The sequence below is a fragment of the Bacillus sp. JKS001846 genome, from assembly GCF_900176455.1.
Taxonomy (GTDB): Bacteria; Bacillota; Bacilli; order Bacillales; family Bacillaceae_G; genus Bacillus_A; species Bacillus_A cereus.
The window spans coordinates 2898093-2918711 of record NZ_FWYG01000001.1; the positions used below are offsets into that span (position 1 = coordinate 2898093).

Sequence of the window (20619 nt, forward strand, 5' to 3'; positions counted from 1 at the left end):
ACGAGAATTTTAAAGAAATCTTATGAATGTCATTTTTATGTAATATTTCTTTGTAAAATCGCAACACTATGTGAATAGATGGGTAGAAAAGGAGTAGTGACATGGATAATACAAAGGTGCGTGTTGAAAACGTAACAAAAGTATTCGGGAAACATCCGCAAAGGGCCCTTTCCTTATTAAAAGAAGGAAAAAGTAAATCGGAAATTTTAAAAGAGACAGGAATGAACGTTGGGGTGAAAAAAGCAACGTTTGAAGTTTACTCTGGAGAGATTTTCGTTATTATGGGTTTGTCTGGTAGCGGGAAATCTACGCTAGTTCGTATGTTAAATCAATTGATTAAACCAACTGCAGGTCATATATACATAGATGGTGAAGACATCGCAACGATGGGAAAAGAAGAGTTACGGAGAGTAAGAAGAACGAAAATGAGTATGGTATTTCAGAAATTCGCTCTATTTCCGCATCGTACAGTTATACAAAATGTTGCATATGGTTTAGAAATACAAGGAGTTCCGGTTGAAGAGCGAGAGAAAAAAGCGTTAGAATCGCTACAGTTAGTAGGACTCGATCATCATAAAGATAATTACCCAAGTCAACTTAGTGGTGGTATGCAACAGCGCGTTGGAATCGCAAGGGCACTAACGAATAATCCAGATGTATTACTAATGGACGAGTCATTCAGTGCATTAGATCCACTTATTCGAAAAGAAATGCAAGATGAATTGTTAGAGTTACAAGATAAAATGGAAAAAACGATTATATTTATTACGCATGATTTAGATGAAGCGCTTCGAATTGGAGATCGTATCGCATTAATGAAAGATGGAGAAATCGTCCAAATTGGAACACCAGAAGAAATTATGATGAGCCCCGCTAATGAATTTGTAGAAAAGTTTGTTGCGGATGTGAATTTAGGAAAAGTAATTACGGCGGAGTCTATTTTAAAACGACCAGAAACTTTATTAATTGATCGTGGACCTCGTGTAGCCCTTCAAATTATGAGGAATGCAGGTGTTTCAACTGTATATGTTGTAAACAAAAAGTATGAGTTTTTAGGTATATTAACTGCGGATGATGCGAGTAAAGCAGTACAAAAACAGTGGCCGATTGCTGATTTATTACTTAATGATATTCCGCATGTGTATTTGGATACTTTACTGGAAGAGACATATGCAAAAATGGCAGAGATGAAATATCCGTTACCAGTAATCGATGAGAAGAAAAGGCTAAGAGGAATTATTAAACGTGAAAGTGTCATTCAAGCTCTTGCAGGAAACATTGAGGAAGAGGTGAAAGACGATGAATAGTATACCGCGGATTCCATTAGGGGAATGGGTCGACTCATTTGTTGCAAGTTTATATGAGCACTTTGAAGGCTTATTCCGAGGATTCTCTTATATTATTGGCGGATTTGTTGATTTACTCACTAATTTTTTAACAATAATACCCGCCATATTGATGATTATTATCTTATGTTTCCTCATTTGGTACACAACGAGGAAATTATCTTTAGTCATTTTTACGCTTATTGGATTATTATTTATTTTGAATATTAACTACTGGGCACAAACAATGCAAACATTAGCACTCGTACTTACGTCTGTTATTATTTCAATTATTGTCGGAATTCCAATTGGTATATTAGCATCTCAAAATGAACGTTTCTCAAAATTTTTAAAACCAACATTAGATTTTATGCAAACAATGCCTGCATTCGTATACCTTATTCCAGCGATTACATTTTTCGGAGTAGGTGTAGTACCTGGAATTATTGCATCAGTAATCTTTGCAATGCCACCGACAATTCGTTTTACTGACTTAGGAATTAGACAAGTTCCAGAAGATTTAATTGAAGCAGCGAATGCATTTGGATCCACAGCATCACAAAAACTATTTAAAGTACAATTACCACTTGCAACCGGAACGATTATGGCTGGTGTGAACCAAAGCATTATGCTTTCGTTATCGATGGTTGTAACAGCATCACTTGTAGGAGCTCCAGGACTTGGAGTTGATGTATATCGCTCTGTAACACAAGTTAATATCGGAATGGGATTTGAAGCTGGATTAGCTATCGTAGTAATCGCAATTATATTAGATCGAATTACACAAGGGTTCCATACGAAAAGAAAATAATGAATAAAAAACACACTTTTATAATACAAAGTGTGTTTTTTATTGCATCCAGATCACATACGAACGATAACAGAACCTCCAGCTGGCGCACAAACTTGGTTTTTTTGTTGTTCCATTGATTTAATTAATTGATTATTTTCCTCGATTAATGAGATTAATTTAGTTAATTGATTTTCAAGACTTGCAATACGCTGCATCATATATTGTGAATCATGATGCAATGTATTCCTTGCGGGATGAGGGGAATAAACATACTGTTGATTTATATTTGGATTCCAATGAGGATACATTTGAATCGTTCCTCCTTCAATAAATTACGAAGCTTTCTTATAGTAAATGCCTATGTATAATTAATAGTTACTTGAAAATTTTCCAATATAAAAGGAGTATGTACAGAAAATGGAAAATATTATATGTAAAGTTACAGTACATTTTTTGGAAATATTTAAGCGAGATAGTCCTTATATTAATACATTCAAGTAAATGTATGTTATTTAGGGAGAAATGATGGGAGGAGATGCAATTTTGGCTAAAAATAAAAAAAGAAATGATGCTTTGGCAATAGGTGTCGGTATAGGAGTTGTAATTGGTGTATTTCAAGGGCACTTTACAAATAATTTAGTAATCGGAATTGTGATTGGGATTATAATTGGGATTGCGTTTTTGAAGAAATAATGAGATGTAAATTCATTTCAAAAATTGTTGTATCAAAAGAATGAAAATTCGGAATACGAAACCTGTTTTTCCTTTTTTTGTGATATTATATATGAAAAGGAAGGTGATGGATATGTCAACAAACAATCAAATAGAACAAAACTGTTTCATTTGCAAAAAACATATAGGAAATATTATAGTTCCAGGTGGAGCTATTTACGAAGATGAACTCGTTTACGTTGGACATGTCCACTGGGATAGTGAAGAAACATACCTGGGTTATGTAATGATAGATATAAAAAGACATGTACCTGGCCTTGCTGAACTAACAGATGAAGAAGCGAAAGCGTTCGGACTTATAACAAGTAGAGTAAGTAAAGCGCTAAAAGAAAGCGAAGGTGCAGAGCATATTTACACTTTTGTTTCAGGAAATGGTGTACCACATATGCATATGCACATTATTCCGCGTTATCCGAATACACCAAAAGAGTTTTGGTCACCAACCGAGATAGCGAAATGGACTGGCGCACCATATGGTGACGAAGAGAAAATAAAAAAACTATGTGAAAGAATACGAAAGTATATGGTAAATGAGTATGCATACAACAAATAATACACAATATTCATGGGTTGGAAATATAGAAATGTGTTTAGGAGAAATTTCAGTTAAACAATATGGTGATATTGTACTTGGTAAATATGGCGGGAATAAAAGTGCTGGAGCGAAAAAGAATGAAGATGGTGCATTAGTTTGGTCAAATGGTGAATGGGAATTTGCAGCTATATTAGATGGACATAATAGTGCAGAAAGTGTTGATTTAGTAGTAAATACAATCGAAAAAGAATATGAAAATATAAAAGTAATTTTGAATGAACCAATTAATACAGTGTTTCAATCTGTTGAAAATCATATACTGACAATTTTTCAGGCATCTTCATTTAAGGAAAAGTGCAAAAAAATTAAAGGTGAAACAGCTTGCTTACTATGTGTAAGGAAAGAAAATTATATATGGTGGCTTTCTATCGGTGATTGTTTAGTGTATGTATTTCATGAAGAGTTACATAAGTTAGGACAATATGCATTAAATCAACGTCATTTTTACGAATGGATTGGAAATGTAAACACATTTGATTTACCTGTTCCTTGCTATTCATCAGGTATTCGTGAATTACGTACTGGAAAGAACCGAATTGTAATGGTGACAGATGGAGTATTAGAATGCGGGGAACGCCGATATGAAATACCTGTAAATTTGTATAATGCTATGAACAGAAATGATAAAACACTTAAAGAAAATATTCACAATGTTTTAGAACACGTGCATCATCAGTTGGGACGTGATAGTGCGACTATAATTAGTTGGGACGTTGAAAATAAAGAGAATGCTACGTATCCGAGTGATCAGCCGGAGAAAATGAAAGTAAGAAAATAAAAGGATAGTTTTTTTGTCAATTAGAAAAATAACTCTATTAATTTTATGAGTACTATCTGCATTCATTTTGAAAAAATAGCAAGAAAAAAGTTATACATCCCGAAGAAAAGGATGGGAAATAGATTGTTGTTGTACAATACATAAAACATGTCTTGATAAAACTACTACTAAAGAAGTAAGCATAAAGAAAATGAAGATATTATCGAAACATTAAAAAATTATATAGTCCACTTTGTTACGAAAACATAATTAATTTAATAGGAGGGAATGCAATGGGCAACTCTACTATTTGGATTATAGTTATTAGTATGATAATTGGAGGATATTTTTTAGAAAAGTTTTTAAGGAAAAAATTAAATATGCCAAAGGGGAATGTTTGGATATATAAACATATAAATGGTTTACATGTAAAATTAGAAATAGGTCTTTTTATCATATATCTTATAGTAAGTTTTATTTATCTGTTCAAAGTAGAAAATGCTAATATAGGAATTGCTGTACTTACTTATTTTGGAGCAATTTCCTTATTACGCGTATGGATGGAATGGAAGTATAACAGAGAAACAAAGGAATATATTCTTTCTATAATTGGATTCTTTGCATTTGTTTTTATGGTTTCAATGTTACTTTATTTTGATCCTCTTTCTACATATTAATATCGTTTTGTTTTTTTATGATGAATATTTAAAAAGAGTAGCTACCATTATTTATCTTGATAGTTACTCTTTTTATTTACAACTTCCTAAAACTCCTCAAAACAAGATATTCCCACAATCTCCAAGGAAGAATCTTCTTCGCAAAGATCATAAATTTCACACCTTTACCGATTGGATATCGTAAATTTGTACGCTTAGATTCAGCAATTTCTACAATTTTATTAGCAACATCTATCGGATTACCAAATGTATCACTGCCGCTATTAATATGTTTTTGTATTTTATCCATATACTCTTTGTAAGGAGATGTTGTATCAGATTGGTTTTCAGCGAGTTGTTTCCCAACCTCCCATATGTTTGTGTTATAAGAACCTGGTTCAATTAAAGCAACATCTATTCCGAAAGGTTTTACTTCTAAGCGAAGTGATTCACTCCAGCCTTCTAATGCATATTTTGAAGATACATAAGGAGATAAACCAGGGAATCCAACTTGGCCGCTAATGCTGCTAATATTAATGATTTTTCCACTTCTTTGTTTTCTCATATACGGTAAGACAAGCTGGGTAATTGATATAGCCCCAAATAGGTTCGTTTCAAATTGTTTGCGGTATTCCTCTACTGGAATTTCTTCTACAAAGCCCCCATTTGCATATCCTGCGTTATTAACAAGAAGGTCTACTTTTTGTATTTCTTTTAAAAATAATTGGAAGTTATGTATAGAATTTTGATCGGTTACATCTAATTGTTGAACTTTTATATTTTGCTGTAAGTTGAGTTCAGTAACTTGAGATAGTAAGGTTCCTTGTTTTTCTAGGTTTCGCATTGTAGCAATGACTAAATAGTCTTTTTTCGCAAGTTCAAGCGTTGCTAATAGGCCGAATCCACTTGAAGCCCCAGTAATAATTGCAATTTTTTTATTCATTGTCGGCTCGCTTTCTTTTTCTTTTATCATAACGAGATATAAAGGTAAAAGCTATTTATTGTATAAAGATATTTGTTATAATTGAAAATAATTATCAATTGATTGTAATTTGTATATAAAAGGAGTGTGGATTTCATGAAGACTAACAGTTTTCATGATATTTTTAGTAAATATTTTCATGGGTTACAAGTTGTAGAAGAAAGATATATGTATGTGCCAAAAACAATAGGTATGGGTGAAGTGCGAAGGTGGAGCTCGTTTTCTGGAATGGAAATAGTGCTATCAAATTACCAGTTTCATAAAAACCATCGCATTCAATTTGCATCGGATGCAGCAATGGTGGAACTTAATTTTTGTTTACAAGGATCCGGGGAAGTACAAGTTGGTTACTCTACAAATAAATTAATGGCTGGGAATAGCTATTTATATTTTATGAATGACTTTGAAGTTCTATTTGAATATGAAAAAGAAACTCCACTATATTCATTAGCAATTGGAATTCCTGTACAGTTGTTTAATCATTTCATGCTAAATTGTGCTATTGAAAAAAGTCATGATTTTCATACTATAATAGGAAATCAATCTTTTAAAAAGTTTCAAACCCCCATTGATGCCCTAACATCTAATATTATTAAGAGAATGTTAGAGAATCCCCAAAAGGATCGTATTAATCAACTCGAAATAGAAAGTAAAGCGCTCGAATTGCTTTCTATATACTTTGGGAAAGTATTACTGAATGATCGTGATGCAAATAAAAGGAGCCAATTATCCAAAAAGGATTTAAATAAAATAAAACAAGCTGAAGAAATTTTACTTCAAAGAATGGAGTCACCCCCATCATTATTAGAATTGGCTAAAATAGTAGGATTAAATGATTATAAATTAAAAATTGGTTTTAAAGAATTATTTGGCACGTCCACATTTGCATATTTAAGAGAACAGCGAATGGAAAGAGCAATGCTTTTATTGCGTTCGGGAACTAGTAATGTGACCGAAACGGCAGTTGCTGTTGGATACAATAATATTAGTCATTTTTCAGAGTCATTTAAAAAGAAATATGGAATGAAACCTTCTGAAATTTTGCGTATGTATTAAAAATCCGTTATACCGTAAACTCCTCCACCATTTGGTAGTTGTATTTTGTCATAATCATTATAATTACAATCAACATCCAATTGGAAATAATTTTTTATGGAGGAATTTAAATGAAAGAGCGGAATGAAAGTCATTTTTGGATATTTGTATTAATAGGAATCTTTCTTATTATAACAACAACTGGTTTCGCCCGTATGGCATATGGAATTATACTGCCATTTATGCAGGAAGGACTTCACTTATCTACGGCTCAATCAGGTATGCTAGGAACCATACTTTTTTTAGGTTATTTATTAACTGTAGGAACATCTGGAATATTTACTATCCGTTTTGGCGCAAAATCAGTTTTATTAATAGGCAGTTGGTTCGTCGTTATAAGCTTAATGGGATTAGCGTTTGTTTCTTCATTTTGGATAGTTGCTTTTTGTATGCTATGTGCTGGAGCTGGTAGTGCTCTTGTATATACACCACTCATGTCAATAACGGTAGGGTGGTTTCCAGACAAAAGAGGAACTGTAATGGGATTGTTATTAAGCGGTGCAGGTATAGGTATGCTATTTAGTGGAATAATTGTTCCTTATGTAGTGCGCACATTTCCTGAGTATAGTTGGCGTGGTGCATGGTTTTTGTTTGGAGTTATTACATGTATCATTGTATTTGCCGCTTCAGTTGTTTTGAAAAATCCAGAAGTTACTGAAGATGAGCAAAAAATGAGTAATAAATCGTTTTTATGGAAAACGAAAGAACTATATATCATTGCATGGATGTATTTTATTGTTGGTGTTGTATATTTAATTCCAAATTTATATCAAACTAGTTTTATGATTGATAGTGGTATCTCAGCATCAATTTCGGGGACTGTTTATGCAATTGCTGGCATCTTTTCAATCGTAGGAGCATCTGTCTGGGGATTTATTTCGGATCGAATTGGTATAAAGAAGAGTTTATGTAGTGCGCTTTTATTAGCTATTATAGGTGATATGGCTCCAATTATATTTGGAAATATAACTGGTTTTATCGTGTCGGCAATTATTTGGGGTTCTAGCCTCGGAGGTATACTATTATTAATTCAAGTTGCAGCTTCAAAGCAAGTATCTCCGAAATATGTCTCAATGGCAATTAGTTTTATATCTGTTTTCTATGCAGTTGGGCAAATGATTGGACCTGGAATTGCGGGCTGGGTTATTGGGAGAAGTGGTTATGCATTAGCTTATGTATTAGGTGCTTTCGGTTTCTTTATGTGCATATGTATGGGGTTATGCTTAAAAAGAGGAAATCTTACAAACTCAGCGTATTTAGAGAAGTGAGTATTGTCATGAAATGAATCTTTTTAACAGGAGGGAAGAAAAATGGTCCATGTGAAAGATGTATTAGCAGATCAGTTATTAGCAAATGCAAATGATCCCAGTTGGTATATGCCATTTTCAGATGCAGTTAAGGATTTATCTGAGAGGGAAGCTTTCTGGAAACCGAATGAAGAGAGTAATAGTATAGCTGAAATCGTACAACATTTACTGTATTGGAACTCTACGTGGCAAACTAGGTATAAAGAATCAAATGTTAATGCAGTACCCTCTATAGGAGATAATAACAAAAGTTTTATGCTTTCAGATAATCAAACTTTCGATGAATTACGGGAAAAACTACTAGAAAAACTGTTACAATGGCAAAATCTTATAAATGAAGAAAAGGTTGAAAGTGATGTAGTAGGATTTCCTGTTTCTGCAAAGCGGTGGGAAGTGTTAGCGAATGTAACAACTCATAATGCATATCATATTGGCCAAATTATTTACATCCGAAAATTACAGCAGAGCTTTGATAATGAATAAGATAATAGTTCTCAAATTAGGTGAACAAAAGTGGACAAAACGAGACAGATGTCTCATTTTGTCCACTTTTTTATTATGAAAGAAAAGAGAAAACCTATTAAATCAAGGATTAGAATTTGGCACGGTACTTGCAATATAAAAGATGATCAAGAAAATAGGAGGGCTGGACATGTTAAAAACAACTGAAAGTAAAGGGAATGAAATTACGAAAGAACAAGCTCGTTGGATGTATGAAAAAATGTTAGAGATTCGTAAGTTTGAAGATAAGGTACATGAATTGTTCGCGCAAGGCGTTTTGCCAGGTTTCGTTCATTTATACGCAGGTGAAGAAGCGGTAGCAGTTGGTGTATGTGCCCACTTAACGGATAGTGACAGTATTACAAGTACACATAGAGGTCATGGACATTGTATCGCAAAAGGTTGTGATTTAAATGGTATGATGGCTGAACTTTTCGGGAAAGCGACAGGATTATGTAAAGGTAAAGGCGGTTCCATGCATATTGCGGATTTAGATAAAGGAATGCTTGGTGCTAATGGCATTGTAGGCGGGGGTTTCCCACTTGCTTGCGGTTCAGCATTGACAGCTAAATATAAAGGAACAAAAGATGTAAGTGTTTGTTTCTTCGGTGACGGAGCAAATAATGAAGGAACATTCCATGAAGGGGTTAATTTAGCGGCGATTTGGAAGTTACCAGTTATTTTTATTGCAGAAAATAACGGTTACGGTGAAGCAACTACATTTGAATATGCTTCAAGTTGTGATTCTATTGCGGATCGTGCAAAAGCTTATAATATTCCAGGCGTTCAAGTAGATGGAAAAGATCTTCTAGCTGTATATAAAGCTGCTGCAGAAGCAGTGGAACGTGCGCGTAATGGTGATGGTCCAACAATTATTGAATGTATGACATATCGTAATTACGGTCATTTTGAAGGTGAAGCGCAAACATATAAAACATCAGAAGAAAAAGAAGAACATTTAAATGAAAAAGATGCGATTGTGAATTTCCGTAAGCATTTAATTCATGAAGGTTTATTAACGGAATCTGAACTTGTTGATATGGAAAAAGCAGTAGATGATGCAGTACAAAGATCCATTGAATTTAGTGAAAATAGTCCATACCCAGACGATGAAGAATTATTAAAAGATGTATACGTTTCTTACAAATAAGAGGAGGGTGAAAAATTATGACTAGAACAGTAAGTATGTCAACTGCAATTAATGAAGCGATGAAAATCTCAATGCGTCGTGATGAAAATGTAATTTTAATAGGTGAAGACGTTGCAGGCGGTGCACAAGTTGATCATCTGCAAGATGATGAAGCTTGGGGTGGTGTTCTTGGTGTTACGAAAGGACTTGTACAAGAGTTTGGCCGAAATCGTATATTGGATACACCAATTTCTGAAGCGGGTTATATGGGAGCTGCGATGGCAGCTGCTGCAACTGGGTTACGTCCGATAGCTGAATTAATGTTTAATGATTTTATTGGTAGTTGTCTTGATCAAGTATTAAACCAAGGTGCAAAATTCCGCTATATGTTTGGTGGTAAAGCGAAAGTGCCAGTTACGGTACGTACGATGCACGGTGCAGGTTTTAGCGCAGCTGCACAACATTCACAAAGTTTGTATGCCTTATTTACGAGCATTCCAGGTATAAAAGTTGTCGTTCCTTCTACTCCATATGACGCAAAAGGCTTATTATTAGCGGCAATTGAAGATGACGACCCGGTAATCTTCTTTGAAGATAAAACACTTTACATTATGAAAGGTGAAGTGCCGGAAGGGTATTATACAATTTCTTTAGGAAAAGCAGATATTAAACGAGAAGGTTCTGATGTAACAATTGTCGCAATCGGAAAACAAGTTCATACAGCACTTGCAGCTGCAAAGCAATTATCGAAAAAGGGGCTTGAAGTAGAAGTAATTGATCCACGATCTTTATCACCGCTTGATGAAGATACTATTTTATCATCTGTTGAAAAAACAAATCGTCTTATCGTTATTGACGAAGCGAATCCAAGATGTAGTATCGCAACAGATATTGCGGCAATTGTAGCGGATAAAGGTTTTGATTTGTTAGATGCACCTATTAAACGAATTACAGCACCACATACACCTGTTCCGTTCTCACCACCACTTGAAAAGTTGTATTTGCCAACGCCAGAAAAAGTAATTGAAACTGTATCAGAAATGATTGGAGACCAATCTTTATTACATGTGTAATAAAACGATGAGAAGGGAGAGAGACACATGGCTGTAGAAGTTGTAATGCCGAAGTTAGGTATGGCGATGAAAGAAGGTATTATTACGAGCTGGAATATTAAAGCAGGCGATAATGTAGCAAAAGGAGAACTAATTGCTAGTATTAATTCAGAAAAAATTGAAACGGAAATTGAAGCGCCAGCTGATGGTACGGTACTTGATATAGCTGTAAGTGAAGATGAAGGAGTGCCGCCTGGTACTGTAATTTGCTACATCGGTAAACCGAATGAAAAAGTAGAAATGCAGGAAAGCACACATGTGGTAGAAGAAAAAACATCTAATATAGAAGTACAAAATCAAGAACCAAATGGGAAAGAAGTAGCGAAGCAAAGAATTAAAATTTCACCTGTAGCGAAGAAAATTGCAGAGTCTGAAAATCTGGATATCAAGGCATTAGTTGGTACAGGTCCTGGCGGAAGGATTACAAAGGCAGATGTATTAAAGGCGCTAGAAGAAAGAGTAGCAAATCCAGAAGTACCTGAACAAGAAGAAAGTACAGTCGTTCCTGTTACTGGTATGAGAAAAGCAATTGCGAGTCGTATGCATGCAAGCTTACAAAATAGTGCGCAATTAACATTAACGATGAAAGTAGATGTTACAGATTTAGTTGCATTACATAAAGACATAGCGGAAGTTGTACAAAAACGATACGAAAACAAACTAACCATTACGGATTTCGTTTCTCGTGCTGTTGTATTAGCGCTTAGAGAGCATAAAGAAATGAACAGCGCTTATATAGATGATGCAATTCATCAATTTGAACATGTGCATTTAGGCATAGCAGTCGCATTAGAAAAAGGATTAGCCGTTCCAGCTATTCGCTTTGCAAATAATTTATCTTTAGTAGAGTTGTCTAAAGAGATTAAGGATATGGCACAAAAGGCGCGAGCAGGTAGCTTAAGTAGTGATGATATGCACGGAACGACATTTACAATTAGTAATTTAGGTAGCTTTGGTATTGAATATTTCACACCTGTATTAAATACACCTGAGACTGGTATTTTAGGTATTGGCGCAATTGAACATGTTCCTGTATATAAAGGGAAAAAATTAAAAAAAGGTAGTATGTTACCTTTAAGTTTAACATTCGATCATCGTGTACTAGACGGTGCACCAGCAGCAGCATTTTTACGCACAATTAAACATTATTTAGAAGAACCTATAACAATTCTTTTATAAAGAGAAGGTGAGAGAATGAGTAAATTAGTTATAATTGGAGGCGGACCAGCTGGATATGTAGCGGCAATTACCGCGGCTCAAAATGGAAAAGAGGTCACTCTTATTGATGAAGCTGACCTTGGCGGAACGTGTTTAAATGTTGGGTGTATGCCGACGAAATCATTGTTAGAAAGTGCAGAAGTGCATGACATTGTGAGAAAAGCGAATGATTATGGGGTTACGCTTAATACAGGATGTATATCAATTGATTGGGATCAAATACAGGCGAGGAAATCACAAATCGTAATGCAACTCGTCCAAGGAATACAATATTTAATGAAGAAAAATAAAATTAAAGTTATAAAAGGAAAAGCGAAATTCGAAACGGATCATCGTGTGCGAGTTGCACAAGGAAATAAAGAAGAAGTAGTGGATGGAGAGAGGTTTATTATCGCAGCTGGTTCCGAACCTACAGAATTACCATTCGCTCCGTTTGATGGAAAATGGATTTTAAATAGTAGCCATGTCATGTCTCTTGAGAGTGTACCATCTTCATTGTTAATCGTTGGCGGTGGTGTAATAGGATGCGAGTTTGCAAGTATTTATAGTCGCCTTGGGACAAAAGTTACGATTGTTGAAATGGCACCGCAATTATTACCAGGTGAAGATGAAGATATCGCACATATTTTAAGAGAGAAATTAGAAAGTGATGGCGTAGAAATATTTACAGGAGCTGCTTTAAAAGGATTAAATAATTATAAGAAGCAAGCTTCATTTGAATATGAAGGTAGTATCCAAGAAGCTAACCCGGAATATGTTCTCATTTCTGTCGGCCGAAAACCACGTGTACAACAATTAGATTTAGAAAAAGCAGGGGTTCAGTTTTCAAATAAAGGGATTGCTGTGAACGAACATATGCAAACGAACGTATCACATATTTACGCAGCTGGTGATGTGATCGGTGGAATCCAGCTTGCTCACGTTGCCTTCCATGAAGGAACTACGGCAGCATTACACGCGAGTGGAGAAGATGTAAAAGTAAACTACCATGCTGTACCTCGCTGTATTTATACAGCTCCAGAAATTGCTAGTGTCGGTTTAACAGAAAAAGATGCAAGAGAGCAGTACGGTGACATACAAATTGGAGAATTTCCTTTTACAGCAAACGGAAAAGCGCTTATTATTGGCGAACAAATGGGTAAAGTAAAAGTCATTGTGGAACCTAAATACCAAGAAATTGTAGGGATTTCTATTATTGGTCCTCATGCCACTGAACTGATTGGACAAGGAACTGTAATGATTCATACAGAAGTTACCGCTGATATAATGAGAGATTATATTGCAGCACATCCAACTTTATCTGAGGCGATTCATGAAGCGTTAATGCAAGCAGTAGGACATGCTGTACATGCTTAAATAGAAATATGATAAACCACTATTCTCTAAATGAAAGAGAGAATAGTGGTTTGAATTTTTATAGAAGAAATTAAATGTCTTATTACTATTTAATTTCAATCGCTGAAGTAATATCGTTCCAATCAGCAGCTAAATTAGCAGTTTTACCGTACCAATCAGCGTGTTTAAATAAAACGCCTTTTCCATATCCTTGTGTTGAAGTGTGCTCCCAAAGTGTCGTTGAATAACTTGCAGAAGGTGACGCTGTACTTACAGAAGAAATTCTGTCATTCCAGCTAGATGGTAAGTTTTTAAATCCGCTGCTCCAGTAAATATATTGGCCACCTTTATCTTTATGTTCATAAAAATCAGTACTACCAGCACCGCTACCTAAAGGATTAATTTTATTTTTAATTGCTTTTTTATCCTTTTCAATATACGCATCTAATGTTTCACGACTAGTAAAACCGTAAGCTAGCCAATCCCTATTTTCATTTTGCTCTGGTAATACCATAGTAATTTGGATATTTTTCTTATCCTGATCATTTAATTTTGCAAATGAATTAACATTTTGTTCATCCACTTTTAAATAATCAAATGACTTACTTGAAGTAACCTTTATAGGAGTAACAAAGTGTTCTATGCCGGAAAACTTTGAAAATGCTTGGTGGTTATATCATGAAATAGCTCTTACTGAAGATGGTTTTGAACTAGGTGTTTTATTTGACTCTCCATTTAGAGAAGTGACGATTTTCGCGGCAGATGTATTACTTGTGAAGAAATAATGTTGTATGGAGTATTACAAACGTTTGACATAATAAAAAAATAAAGTTATTGTAGATACATGAAGTCTACAATAGGAGCTGTATTATGAAATATTCTAAAGCTACAAATTATGCTCTTCATACAATGCTTTTTCTGGCAAAGGCTACACCAAATAAGTTAGTTAGTGTTCACCAATTAGCAGAAATGCAAAATGTTTCACCAACGTACTTGTCTAAAATACTAACTAAGTTGACGAAGGAAGGGATGATACATTCATCATCTGGTCCAAAGGGCGGTTACTCGCTTAGTAAGAATTGGGAAGATATTTCATTTTTAGATATTATACATGCAATTGAAGGTAAAACATCATTGTTTGAATGTTGTTTACATGACAAACCTGGATGTTTAATTAATGAAGTAATGCTTGCAGCAGAAGAGAAAATGGAAGAAAAGTTACGAAATCAAAAAATCGTAGATCTTGCGAAAAAAATAAAAGTGGATTTTTAATCTGCTTTTATTTTTAAATTAATTAAGGATAAAAAGACTCTTCGATATCTTTAATTGTAGTTAGAAAATGATATGAAGAAGGAGAGAAGATGATGACTAAATTTTGGAATGATCGATATAAATCAGATGAATATTTTTACGGGGAAGAACCTAATACATTTATTAAAGAACAAGCATTTCGTTTAGCAAATCACAATAAAGTAATAGCATTTGCGGAGGGAGAAGGTAGAAATGCTGTATTTCTAGCAAGACAAGGGAACGAAGTAACAGCTATTGATTATTCGGAAGATGGATTAGAGAAGACAAAAAAATTGGCAGAGAAGCATAACGTAAACGTGCATACAAAAAAAGTAGATTTATTAGCTGATAGTTTGCCAGAAAATGAATATGATGCAGCAATTATGGTATTTGGACATTTTCATGATAATTATAAAAAAATGATATTAGGTAAAATGATACAAACGATAAAGCCTGGTGGTTTAATTATGTTTGAAGTTTACTCAAAAAAACAAATAAACTATAGTACTGGTGGACCAAAAGATGTTGATATGCTGTATGATCCAATTGATATCCTTACTTGGTGTGAAGAACATAAGGTAATTCATTTCTTTAATGGCGAACAAGAGCGAATTGAAGGGAAAGGGCACACTGGTTTAGCTGATGTTATTCAAGTTGTTATTAGAAAATGAATATAAGTGTTAATGAAAGTTAAATGTATGAATGTAAAAGACCAGTCATGTAAGACTGGTCTTTCTATTTAGATACTAAATTATCAAGCTTCCAATATGTATCTGTTAACGGCGCTGCTTTGCTATCTATGTATAAATACATATTATTTAAATCTTTTGGTGAAGTTTTCAGTTCAAACACAACGTCAGTAGTTAAAGAGAATTCGTGTGGAACATTTTTATAGTGCTCGTCATCTATCGGATGAGCTTCACCTTCATATTTCTGACCAGTTTTTTCATCTTGTATGAAATATTTTATTTCCGAAAGATCAATAGTTTGTCCATCGTCCCGAACATTATTAATCATAACACGAGTAGTAAGGCGTCGCTCTTTGTCTATTTTTTCAAACTTTGCATTTTCAACTGTCGCTCTATAGTATTCGTTTTTAACTATTTCTCCATAGTGCATTGCATTCTTTTCGAGAGCGCTCTTTTCTTGTTTTGATGTAGTATTGCTATTACATCCTGTTAATACTCCAGTAAATAATAATGCTGTACATGTCGTTTTGATTAATGATTTCATAGTAATCCCTTTCTGTATTAAAAAGTAAAACATAGGAATAATTTTACATCAACAGGAAGGTAAATGAAAGTATTTTTGCGTAATATACAGATATACATTTATTCGGTTGGCAAATTAATGGGATAGAAAGCGGGAGAAGACTGTATAAAACAGAATAAATAAGAACTGAAAATATTGTAAAACAGAAGAGGCATACATATAATTAAAATAAAGTTTAAGTTTCTGAATCTTCAATAACGGTGGTGATAACATGTTTACTGAAGAACGTCGAGAGAGAATCTTAGAACTACTTAATACAGATGGAAGAGTAATCGCAAAGGAACTTGCGGAAAGATTTGAAATGTCTATTGATTCTATAAGAAGAGATTTGTCTATTATGGAAAAGGATGGTTTATTAAAAAGAACGCACGGAGGTGCAATTGAACTTACGCGAGTGAGGAACTTAGCTGCGGAACCAGCTAAACGTTATAGTGATAGCTCAATATATGAGAACACAATTGCAAAAGTTGCGACATCTTATATACAAGAAGATGATTCTATTTTTATTGGCGGGGCTCCCGTTCATAATGCGATGCTGAAATATTTACCGGAAGTATCATTTACGGTTATTACGAATTCTATAGAAATAGCTGGTCATCTAAGAGAATATAAGAACATCGATACATATTTAATTGGTGGAAAAGTAAAGCCTTCAGGAAATATTACTGATACATTTGCCTCTGAATTGATAAGTAGATTTTCTATTGATCTTTATTTCTCTACAGGTGGAGGCATTTCATTACAAGGTATTAGTACTGCAACACCTGAAGTTGCTTATTTTAGTAAAAGAGTAAGTGAAATTGCTAGAAGAAATATTTGTTTAGCTCCGCATAATAAACTTGGAATAGATTGTTTTATAAGAGGAGAGTCTCTAAAAGAAGTTGACCTTATTATAACTGACGAAGAGGCTAGTAAAGAAACTGTTCAGGAATTTGAGAAACAAGGTAAACAAGTTGTAATAGCGCCATTATATTGATTTGAAAGGAGTTTGACATGATTGTAAAAGAGCAAGAGTATCATATAAATGGATTAACTTATACAATTCGTTCTGCAGTTGAAAAAGATGCTGAGCAGTTATCGAAAATTAGAGTTCAGATTGATGGAGAAACTGAAAATATGGATAGAGATGCTGGAGAGGGATTTATAGATGACCTAGGGTTTCAAAAAATAATAAAAACAGATAGTGAAGAAACGAAGAATCTCTTTTTAGTTGTAGAAGTGCACAATCGAATTGTTGGATTTTCAAGATGTGAAGGATCAAATTTTAAGAGATTATCTCATAAAGTGGAGTTTGGCGTTTGTATTTTAAAAGAGTTTTGGGGATATAGAATGGGGAAGAGCCTATTACAACAATCTATTAAATGGGCTGACGAAAATGCAGTAAATAAAATATCTTTACAAGTATTAGAGACAAACGAGAAAGCTATTCATCTTTATAAAAAATTAGGTTTTGAAGTAGAAGGCATTTTGAAAAATGACAAAAGACTATCGGATGGAAAGTATTATAATACGGTAGTGATGGGAAGATTTACTAATACTTTTCATGAAAGAGGTGAAGAAGTATGTTTTACAGAAGGAAGTACTATGTAGTGAAAAATGAATTCATAGAAGTATTTAATGATCATTTCAATCACACGAACTTACCTAATCAATTAAAGCATGGTTCTAGGCTAATAGGACGCTGGATGAAAGATAATAAGAATGGTACGTCTGAAGTATTTGCCATATGGGAATATGATAGTTATGAACAGTATAATGAAATAGAATCGAAAATTAGAAGTGACGAGAGGCATATTAAAGGAATACATGAATGGTATGAAAACCATGGCGGGAAAGAATATGTTTTACAGGAGTACATAGTAGAGATGAAAAATGAAGAGTTAGTATGTACTGTAAAGTAACAGAGGGGTGAGGGATAAGAGAAATTAAAACAAAATTATATTTTAGTTTAGCATCCACTATTTTATTTGCAATAGCCGTGATTGTTTTCTTTATAAATGGTAATCCACAAAAGTGGTTTTGGTTATGTATTTTCTTTGCGTCCATTATACAAAATATAGTGCTACTAAAAAAGAATAAAGAAGTGCATTAAGATATTCAAATTATTAACATATTTGTGTCGTCTTGCTAGTTGTATTGAAAACGCTTTTATTCAGTTTTATAATAAAAGTATGTTTTATAAATCTCCAAAACAATTAAAAGGGAGATGATACAATGTTAGCTTCACCGTTTTACTTACATACATGGAAAAAGTTTGTTAATGAAGGTGTTCTTGATTCAAATCGCATAAATCAAAGAATTTCAGAATCGTGGCATCGATGTAAACAGGCTAATGTTAATCCTCACATGAATAAAGGTCAGAAAATTTTGTCTTCTAACATTTTTCAAGAACAAAAGAAAAAGAGTGAAATTTTCCTTGATATCGCATTACCTCAAATACAAAATATGAGAAAAACCATTGATGAACTACAAATGATGGCATTATTAATCGATCCAGATGGTTATGTTCTATCGTTAAGTGGAAATAAACAAACGTTAAAGCGAGCGAAACATATTAATTTTATTGAAGGTGTAAAATGGACGGAATCAGCTGTTGGCACAAATGCAATTGGAACAGCGCTAGAAATTGAAGAAGCTATTATGATAAGTGGTACTGAACATTACACCGTGGCATCTCATAGCTGGAGTTGTGCGGCTGCTCCCATTCATAATGATGATGGGAAATTAATTGGTGTTCTAGATTTCTCGTGTCCGATTGAATTTTCGCATCCATATATGCTCGGTATGGTAACTTCAATTGCACATGCGATAGAACGTGAATGTAGCATAAGAGTTCATCAAAATGAATTACACTTAATCCATCGTTTTTTAGATGTCATTGATAGTGATGAACAAGTAGTTATTTGTAATCATCGTGATGTTATCGTTTCTGCGAGTAAGAGCGTTCGTGAACGAATAAATAATTGGTCAAGAATGAAACTTGAAGAGTTAATGCACCATGGATTGGAAACTAAATTAGAGATACCAGTATATAGTAATGAAAGAATGATTGGGAAATGTATGTATTTAAAGGAAAATAAACAAATGAATACATATTCTGCTCTCACATTTATAAAAGGGATTACTTTTTCAGGAGTTACCGGGACAAGCAGAGCATTTCAACACACACTGGAAGAAATTAAGCTTGTTTCACCGACTGATGCTAGTGTGTATGTATGTGGTGAGACAGGAGTAGGAAAGGAATATGTCGCGAGAGCGATTCATGAAAATAGTCCAAGAAAAGACGGGCCCTTTATAGCTGTTAACTGCGGTTCTTTGCCTAAAGAATTAATGGAAAGTGAATTGTTCGGTTATGCTGAAGGTGCGTTTACAGGTGCGCGACGTCAAGGATATAAAGGGAAATTTGAACAAGCAAACGGAGGAACATTATTTTTAGATGAAATTGGTGAAGTACCACCAGAGATGCAAGTAGCATTATTGCGTGTTTTACAAGAACGCACAATAACTCCAATTGGGAGTTCAAAATTGGTACCAGTAAATATTCGTATTATTACTGCCACACATAAAGATTTACTACGGTTAGTAGAAGAAGGGAAATTCCGTCAAGATTTATATTATCGTTTGCACGTTTATCCGTTATATGTTCCATCGTTAATAGAAAGAAAAGAGGATATCCCATATTTTATACAACACTTTTGCGAACGGAAGAATTGGAATGTTGTATTTCCAAAGAGTATATACAATCAATTTTTACAACATACATGGCCCGGAAATATTCGGGAACTAGTAAATGTATTAGAACGCATTTACATTTTGTCGCAAGGACGGGAAATATGCGAAAAACAAGTAGATTTTTTGTTACAAACAATGAGGGGAAATCAACAACAACTTGAGTTACAAGTTGAAAATAAAACAGAACATACATTACATTTTCGCGAAAAAATACAGCGTGATAGCATGATTGAAGCATTACAAAAGACAAATGGAAATGTTTCGTTAGCTGCAAAACTATTAAATGTACCCCGTAGTACATTTTATAAACGAATGCAAAAATATAAGTTATAAAGTAGATTTTTGCAATCTACTTTTTCTTTGTGGGCTCATGTTCTGTCGGAATGTGCGCTTACCGGGGAAATAATAGAACAGTTAGAAATTAATTTCCGAAAGGGGGACTTATGTGAAGTATATTGAAATTGGCTTCGGAAATAGGTGGTTCGTTCGAACAGAAACTGAAAATAAAGATGGAACTGAATTTGAGGAACGAGGAATTATAAAACCTATTTATTTTGAGTCTTTATATGTACGAATTTGGTTTCGGAAAACGTGTTTTATTTTTGATACGAAAGAAGGGTTTAAAAAAACTAAGAAGAGGAGGATTGAATATAAATTTATAGTTGGAATTGTAAGTAGACTGAATAAAGAAAAAGTGTGCTGATATACGTTATTATATTGACCAGGAAATTCTTTGGACTTATATTAAATTCATAAAAAGCAATTTTACTAAGTATAAATTGTTAATA

General features: G+C 34.0%; 23 protein-coding genes and 2 pseudogenes. 21 read left to right on the forward strand and 4 right to left on the reverse strand.

Going from position 1 to position 20619, the window contains the following annotated elements; genetic code table 11:
- Window positions 1-101 precede the first annotated feature (101 nt).
- Both B9A45_RS15640 and B9A45_RS15645 read left to right on the forward strand, forming a co-directional pair.
- Window positions 102-1307 carry a quaternary amine ABC transporter ATP-binding protein gene (locus tag B9A45_RS15640; protein WP_000370606.1) on the forward strand — a complete coding sequence of 402 codons (1206 nt, stop codon included), beginning with the start codon at window positions 102-104 and terminating at the stop codon, window positions 1305-1307.
- Complete coding sequence (locus tag B9A45_RS15645; RefSeq protein WP_001084760.1) at window positions 1300-2136, forward strand: ABC transporter permease; 837 nt, start codon at window positions 1300-1302, stop codon at window positions 2134-2136. The genes B9A45_RS15640 and B9A45_RS15645 overlap by 8 nt, the downstream gene beginning before the upstream one ends.
- Before the next feature lie 53 nt (window positions 2137-2189).
- On the opposite strand, the gene B9A45_RS31685 is transcribed toward B9A45_RS15645, so the two are convergent.
- Window positions 2190-2426, reverse strand: coding sequence for a hypothetical protein (locus B9A45_RS31685; protein WP_000283222.1), 237 nt, complete (start codon window positions 2424-2426; stop codon window positions 2190-2192).
- A gap of 217 nt (window positions 2427-2643) precedes the next feature.
- Between B9A45_RS31685 and B9A45_RS15655 the strand changes: the two genes are divergently transcribed.
- The 4 genes from B9A45_RS15655 to B9A45_RS15670 all read left to right on the forward strand — a co-directional run bounded on the left by B9A45_RS15655 (window position 2644) and on the right by B9A45_RS15670 (window position 4879).
- On the forward strand, window positions 2644-2811 hold the full coding sequence (locus B9A45_RS15655; protein WP_000508401.1) for a hypothetical protein: 168 nt from the start codon (window positions 2644-2646) through the stop codon (window positions 2809-2811).
- A gap of 91 nt (window positions 2812-2902) precedes the next feature.
- Window positions 2903-3403: an HIT family protein gene (locus B9A45_RS15660; RefSeq protein WP_002005170.1), complete on the forward strand. Its 501-nt coding sequence runs from the start codon at window positions 2903-2905 to the stop codon at window positions 3401-3403.
- The gene (locus B9A45_RS15665) at window positions 3387-4223 is read left to right on the forward strand and encodes a PP2C family serine/threonine-protein phosphatase (RefSeq protein WP_000557602.1); all 837 of its coding nucleotides are present in this window, start codon (window positions 3387-3389) and stop codon (window positions 4221-4223) included. The genes B9A45_RS15660 and B9A45_RS15665 overlap by 17 nt, the downstream gene beginning before the upstream one ends.
- 272 nt (window positions 4224-4495) lie before the next feature.
- Window positions 4496-4879 carry a DUF4181 domain-containing protein gene (locus B9A45_RS15670; protein WP_000528450.1) on the forward strand — a complete coding sequence of 128 codons (384 nt, stop codon included), beginning with the start codon at window positions 4496-4498 and terminating at the stop codon, window positions 4877-4879.
- Between the two features lie 76 nt (window positions 4880-4955).
- Here the strand turns inward: B9A45_RS15670 and B9A45_RS15675 are convergent, their stop codons facing one another.
- Window positions 4956-5801: an oxidoreductase gene (locus B9A45_RS15675; protein ID WP_016110126.1), complete on the reverse strand. Its 846-nt coding sequence runs from the start codon at window positions 5799-5801 to the stop codon at window positions 4956-4958.
- Window positions 5802-5936: 135 nt separating this feature from the next.
- Here B9A45_RS15675 and B9A45_RS15680 point away from each other — a divergent pair, with 135 nt between their 5' ends.
- The 7 genes from B9A45_RS15680 (at window position 5937) to lpdA (ending at window position 13558) form a co-directional block, all read left to right on the forward strand.
- A complete protein-coding gene (locus B9A45_RS15680) occupies window positions 5937-6896 on the forward strand; it encodes a helix-turn-helix transcriptional regulator (protein ID WP_000856359.1) in 960 nt (319 codons plus the stop codon).
- A gap of 110 nt (window positions 6897-7006) precedes the next feature.
- Entirely contained in the window at window positions 7007-8203 is a 1197-nt protein-coding gene (locus tag B9A45_RS15685; protein WP_000664567.1) for an MFS transporter, read from the forward strand.
- A 42-nt stretch (window positions 8204-8245) separates the two neighbouring features.
- On the forward strand, window positions 8246-8725 hold the full coding sequence (locus B9A45_RS15690; RefSeq protein ID WP_084064230.1) for a DinB family protein: 480 nt from the start codon (window positions 8246-8248) through the stop codon (window positions 8723-8725).
- 169 nt (window positions 8726-8894) lie between these two features.
- Window positions 8895-9893 carry an acetoin:2,6-dichlorophenolindophenol oxidoreductase subunit alpha gene (gene acoA, locus B9A45_RS15695; protein ID WP_000921275.1) on the forward strand — a complete coding sequence of 333 codons (999 nt, stop codon included), beginning with the start codon at window positions 8895-8897 and terminating at the stop codon, window positions 9891-9893.
- Between the two features lie 17 nt (window positions 9894-9910).
- The gene (acoB, locus tag B9A45_RS15700; RefSeq protein WP_084064231.1) at window positions 9911-10945 is read left to right on the forward strand and encodes an acetoin:2,6-dichlorophenolindophenol oxidoreductase subunit beta; all 1035 of its coding nucleotides are present in this window, start codon (window positions 9911-9913) and stop codon (window positions 10943-10945) included.
- Between the two features lie 27 nt (window positions 10946-10972).
- A complete protein-coding gene (locus tag B9A45_RS15705; RefSeq protein ID WP_084064232.1) occupies window positions 10973-12163 on the forward strand; it encodes a dihydrolipoamide acetyltransferase family protein in 1191 nt (396 codons plus the stop codon).
- 15 nt (window positions 12164-12178) lie between these two features.
- A complete protein-coding gene (lpdA, locus tag B9A45_RS15710; RefSeq protein WP_016110124.1) occupies window positions 12179-13558 on the forward strand; it encodes a dihydrolipoyl dehydrogenase in 1380 nt (459 codons plus the stop codon).
- 85 nt (window positions 13559-13643) lie between these two features.
- Here lpdA and B9A45_RS15715 read toward each other — a convergent pair.
- A pseudogene (locus B9A45_RS15715) lies at window positions 13644-14141 on the reverse strand (hypothetical protein); the annotation flags it as partial.
- A 1-nt stretch (window position 14142) separates the two neighbouring features.
- Here B9A45_RS15715 and B9A45_RS15720 point away from each other — a divergent pair.
- The 3 genes and pseudogenes from B9A45_RS15720 to B9A45_RS15730 form a co-directional block, all read left to right on the forward strand.
- A pseudogene (locus tag B9A45_RS15720) lies at window positions 14143-14322 on the forward strand (DUF4085 family protein); the annotation flags it as partial.
- 85 nt (window positions 14323-14407) lie between these two features.
- The gene (locus B9A45_RS15725) at window positions 14408-14809 is read left to right on the forward strand and encodes an Rrf2 family transcriptional regulator (RefSeq protein WP_000877651.1); all 402 of its coding nucleotides are present in this window, start codon (window positions 14408-14410) and stop codon (window positions 14807-14809) included.
- A gap of 89 nt (window positions 14810-14898) precedes the next feature.
- On the forward strand, window positions 14899-15498 hold the full coding sequence (locus B9A45_RS15730) for a class I SAM-dependent methyltransferase (protein WP_002196577.1): 600 nt from the start codon (window positions 14899-14901) through the stop codon (window positions 15496-15498).
- Between the two features lie 64 nt (window positions 15499-15562).
- Here the strand turns inward: B9A45_RS15730 and B9A45_RS15735 are convergent, their stop codons facing one another.
- Entirely contained in the window at window positions 15563-16060 is a 498-nt protein-coding gene (locus B9A45_RS15735; RefSeq protein WP_016110122.1) for a hypothetical protein, read from the reverse strand.
- Between the two features lie 250 nt (window positions 16061-16310).
- Here B9A45_RS15735 and B9A45_RS15745 point away from each other — a divergent pair, with 250 nt between their 5' ends.
- From B9A45_RS15745 to B9A45_RS15770, 5 genes are all read left to right on the forward strand, one after another.
- Complete coding sequence (locus tag B9A45_RS15745; RefSeq protein ID WP_000493660.1) at window positions 16311-17075, forward strand: DeoR/GlpR family DNA-binding transcription regulator; 765 nt, start codon at window positions 16311-16313, stop codon at window positions 17073-17075.
- 17 nt (window positions 17076-17092) lie between these two features.
- Window positions 17093-17689, forward strand: coding sequence for a GNAT family N-acetyltransferase (locus B9A45_RS15750; RefSeq protein WP_016110121.1), 597 nt, complete (start codon window positions 17093-17095; stop codon window positions 17687-17689).
- Window positions 17662-18000 (forward strand): NIPSNAP family protein, encoded by a 339-nt coding sequence (locus tag B9A45_RS15755; RefSeq protein WP_000499983.1) that lies wholly within the window; start codon window positions 17662-17664, stop codon window positions 17998-18000. The genes B9A45_RS15750 and B9A45_RS15755 overlap by 28 nt, the downstream gene beginning before the upstream one ends.
- A gap of 313 nt (window positions 18001-18313) precedes the next feature.
- Window positions 18314-20164, forward strand: coding sequence for a sigma-54-dependent Fis family transcriptional regulator (locus tag B9A45_RS15765; RefSeq protein ID WP_000881432.1), 1851 nt, complete (start codon window positions 18314-18316; stop codon window positions 20162-20164).
- A 112-nt stretch (window positions 20165-20276) separates the two neighbouring features.
- Window positions 20277-20534 (forward strand): DUF3977 family protein, encoded by a 258-nt coding sequence (locus tag B9A45_RS15770; protein ID WP_000873827.1) that lies wholly within the window; start codon window positions 20277-20279, stop codon window positions 20532-20534.
- Window positions 20535-20619 lie beyond the last annotated feature (85 nt).

Bases quoted from the DNA above. Each gene is read 5' to 3' on its own strand.
- B9A45_RS15655 (WP_000508401.1), top strand. From the start codon at position 2,644: ATGGGAGGAGATGCAATTTTGGCTAAAAATAAAAAAAGAAATGATGCT.
- B9A45_RS31685 (WP_000283222.1), bottom strand. From the start codon at position 2,426: ATGTATCCTCATTGGAATCCAAATATAAATCAACAGTATGTTTATTCC.
- B9A45_RS15755 (WP_000499983.1), top strand. From the start codon at position 17,662: ATGTTTTACAGAAGGAAGTACTATGTAGTGAAAAATGAATTCATAGAA.
- B9A45_RS15750 (WP_016110121.1), top strand. From the start codon at position 17,093: ATGATTGTAAAAGAGCAAGAGTATCATATAAATGGATTAACTTATACA.
- B9A45_RS15665 (WP_000557602.1), top strand. From the start codon at position 3,387: ATGCATACAACAAATAATACACAATATTCATGGGTTGGAAATATAGAA.
- B9A45_RS15670 (WP_000528450.1), top strand. From the start codon at position 4,496: ATGGGCAACTCTACTATTTGGATTATAGTTATTAGTATGATAATTGGA.
- B9A45_RS15675 (WP_016110126.1), bottom strand. From the start codon at position 5,801: ATGAATAAAAAAATTGCAATTATTACTGGGGCTTCAAGTGGATTCGGC.
- B9A45_RS15705 (WP_084064232.1), top strand. From the start codon at position 10,973: ATGGCTGTAGAAGTTGTAATGCCGAAGTTAGGTATGGCGATGAAAGAA.
- B9A45_RS15735 (WP_016110122.1), bottom strand. From the start codon at position 16,060: ATGAAATCATTAATCAAAACGACATGTACAGCATTATTATTTACTGGA.
- B9A45_RS15660 (WP_002005170.1), top strand. From the start codon at position 2,903: ATGAAAAGGAAGGTGATGGATATGTCAACAAACAATCAAATAGAACAA.
- acoA (WP_000921275.1), top strand. From the start codon at position 8,895: ATGTTAAAAACAACTGAAAGTAAAGGGAATGAAATTACGAAAGAACAA.
- B9A45_RS15680 (WP_000856359.1), top strand. From the start codon at position 5,937: ATGAAGACTAACAGTTTTCATGATATTTTTAGTAAATATTTTCATGGG.
- B9A45_RS15765 (WP_000881432.1), top strand. From the start codon at position 18,314: ATGTTAGCTTCACCGTTTTACTTACATACATGGAAAAAGTTTGTTAAT.
- lpdA (WP_016110124.1), top strand. From the start codon at position 12,179: ATGAGTAAATTAGTTATAATTGGAGGCGGACCAGCTGGATATGTAGCG.
- B9A45_RS15645 (WP_001084760.1), top strand. From the start codon at position 1,300: ATGAATAGTATACCGCGGATTCCATTAGGGGAATGGGTCGACTCATTT.
- B9A45_RS15690 (WP_084064230.1), top strand. From the start codon at position 8,246: ATGGTCCATGTGAAAGATGTATTAGCAGATCAGTTATTAGCAAATGCA.
- B9A45_RS15685 (WP_000664567.1), top strand. From the start codon at position 7,007: ATGAAAGAGCGGAATGAAAGTCATTTTTGGATATTTGTATTAATAGGA.
- B9A45_RS15640 (WP_000370606.1), top strand. From the start codon at position 102: ATGGATAATACAAAGGTGCGTGTTGAAAACGTAACAAAAGTATTCGGG.
- B9A45_RS15725 (WP_000877651.1), top strand. From the start codon at position 14,408: ATGAAATATTCTAAAGCTACAAATTATGCTCTTCATACAATGCTTTTT.
- B9A45_RS15745 (WP_000493660.1), top strand. From the start codon at position 16,311: ATGTTTACTGAAGAACGTCGAGAGAGAATCTTAGAACTACTTAATACA.
- acoB (WP_084064231.1), top strand. From the start codon at position 9,911: ATGACTAGAACAGTAAGTATGTCAACTGCAATTAATGAAGCGATGAAA.
- B9A45_RS15730 (WP_002196577.1), top strand. From the start codon at position 14,899: ATGATGACTAAATTTTGGAATGATCGATATAAATCAGATGAATATTTT.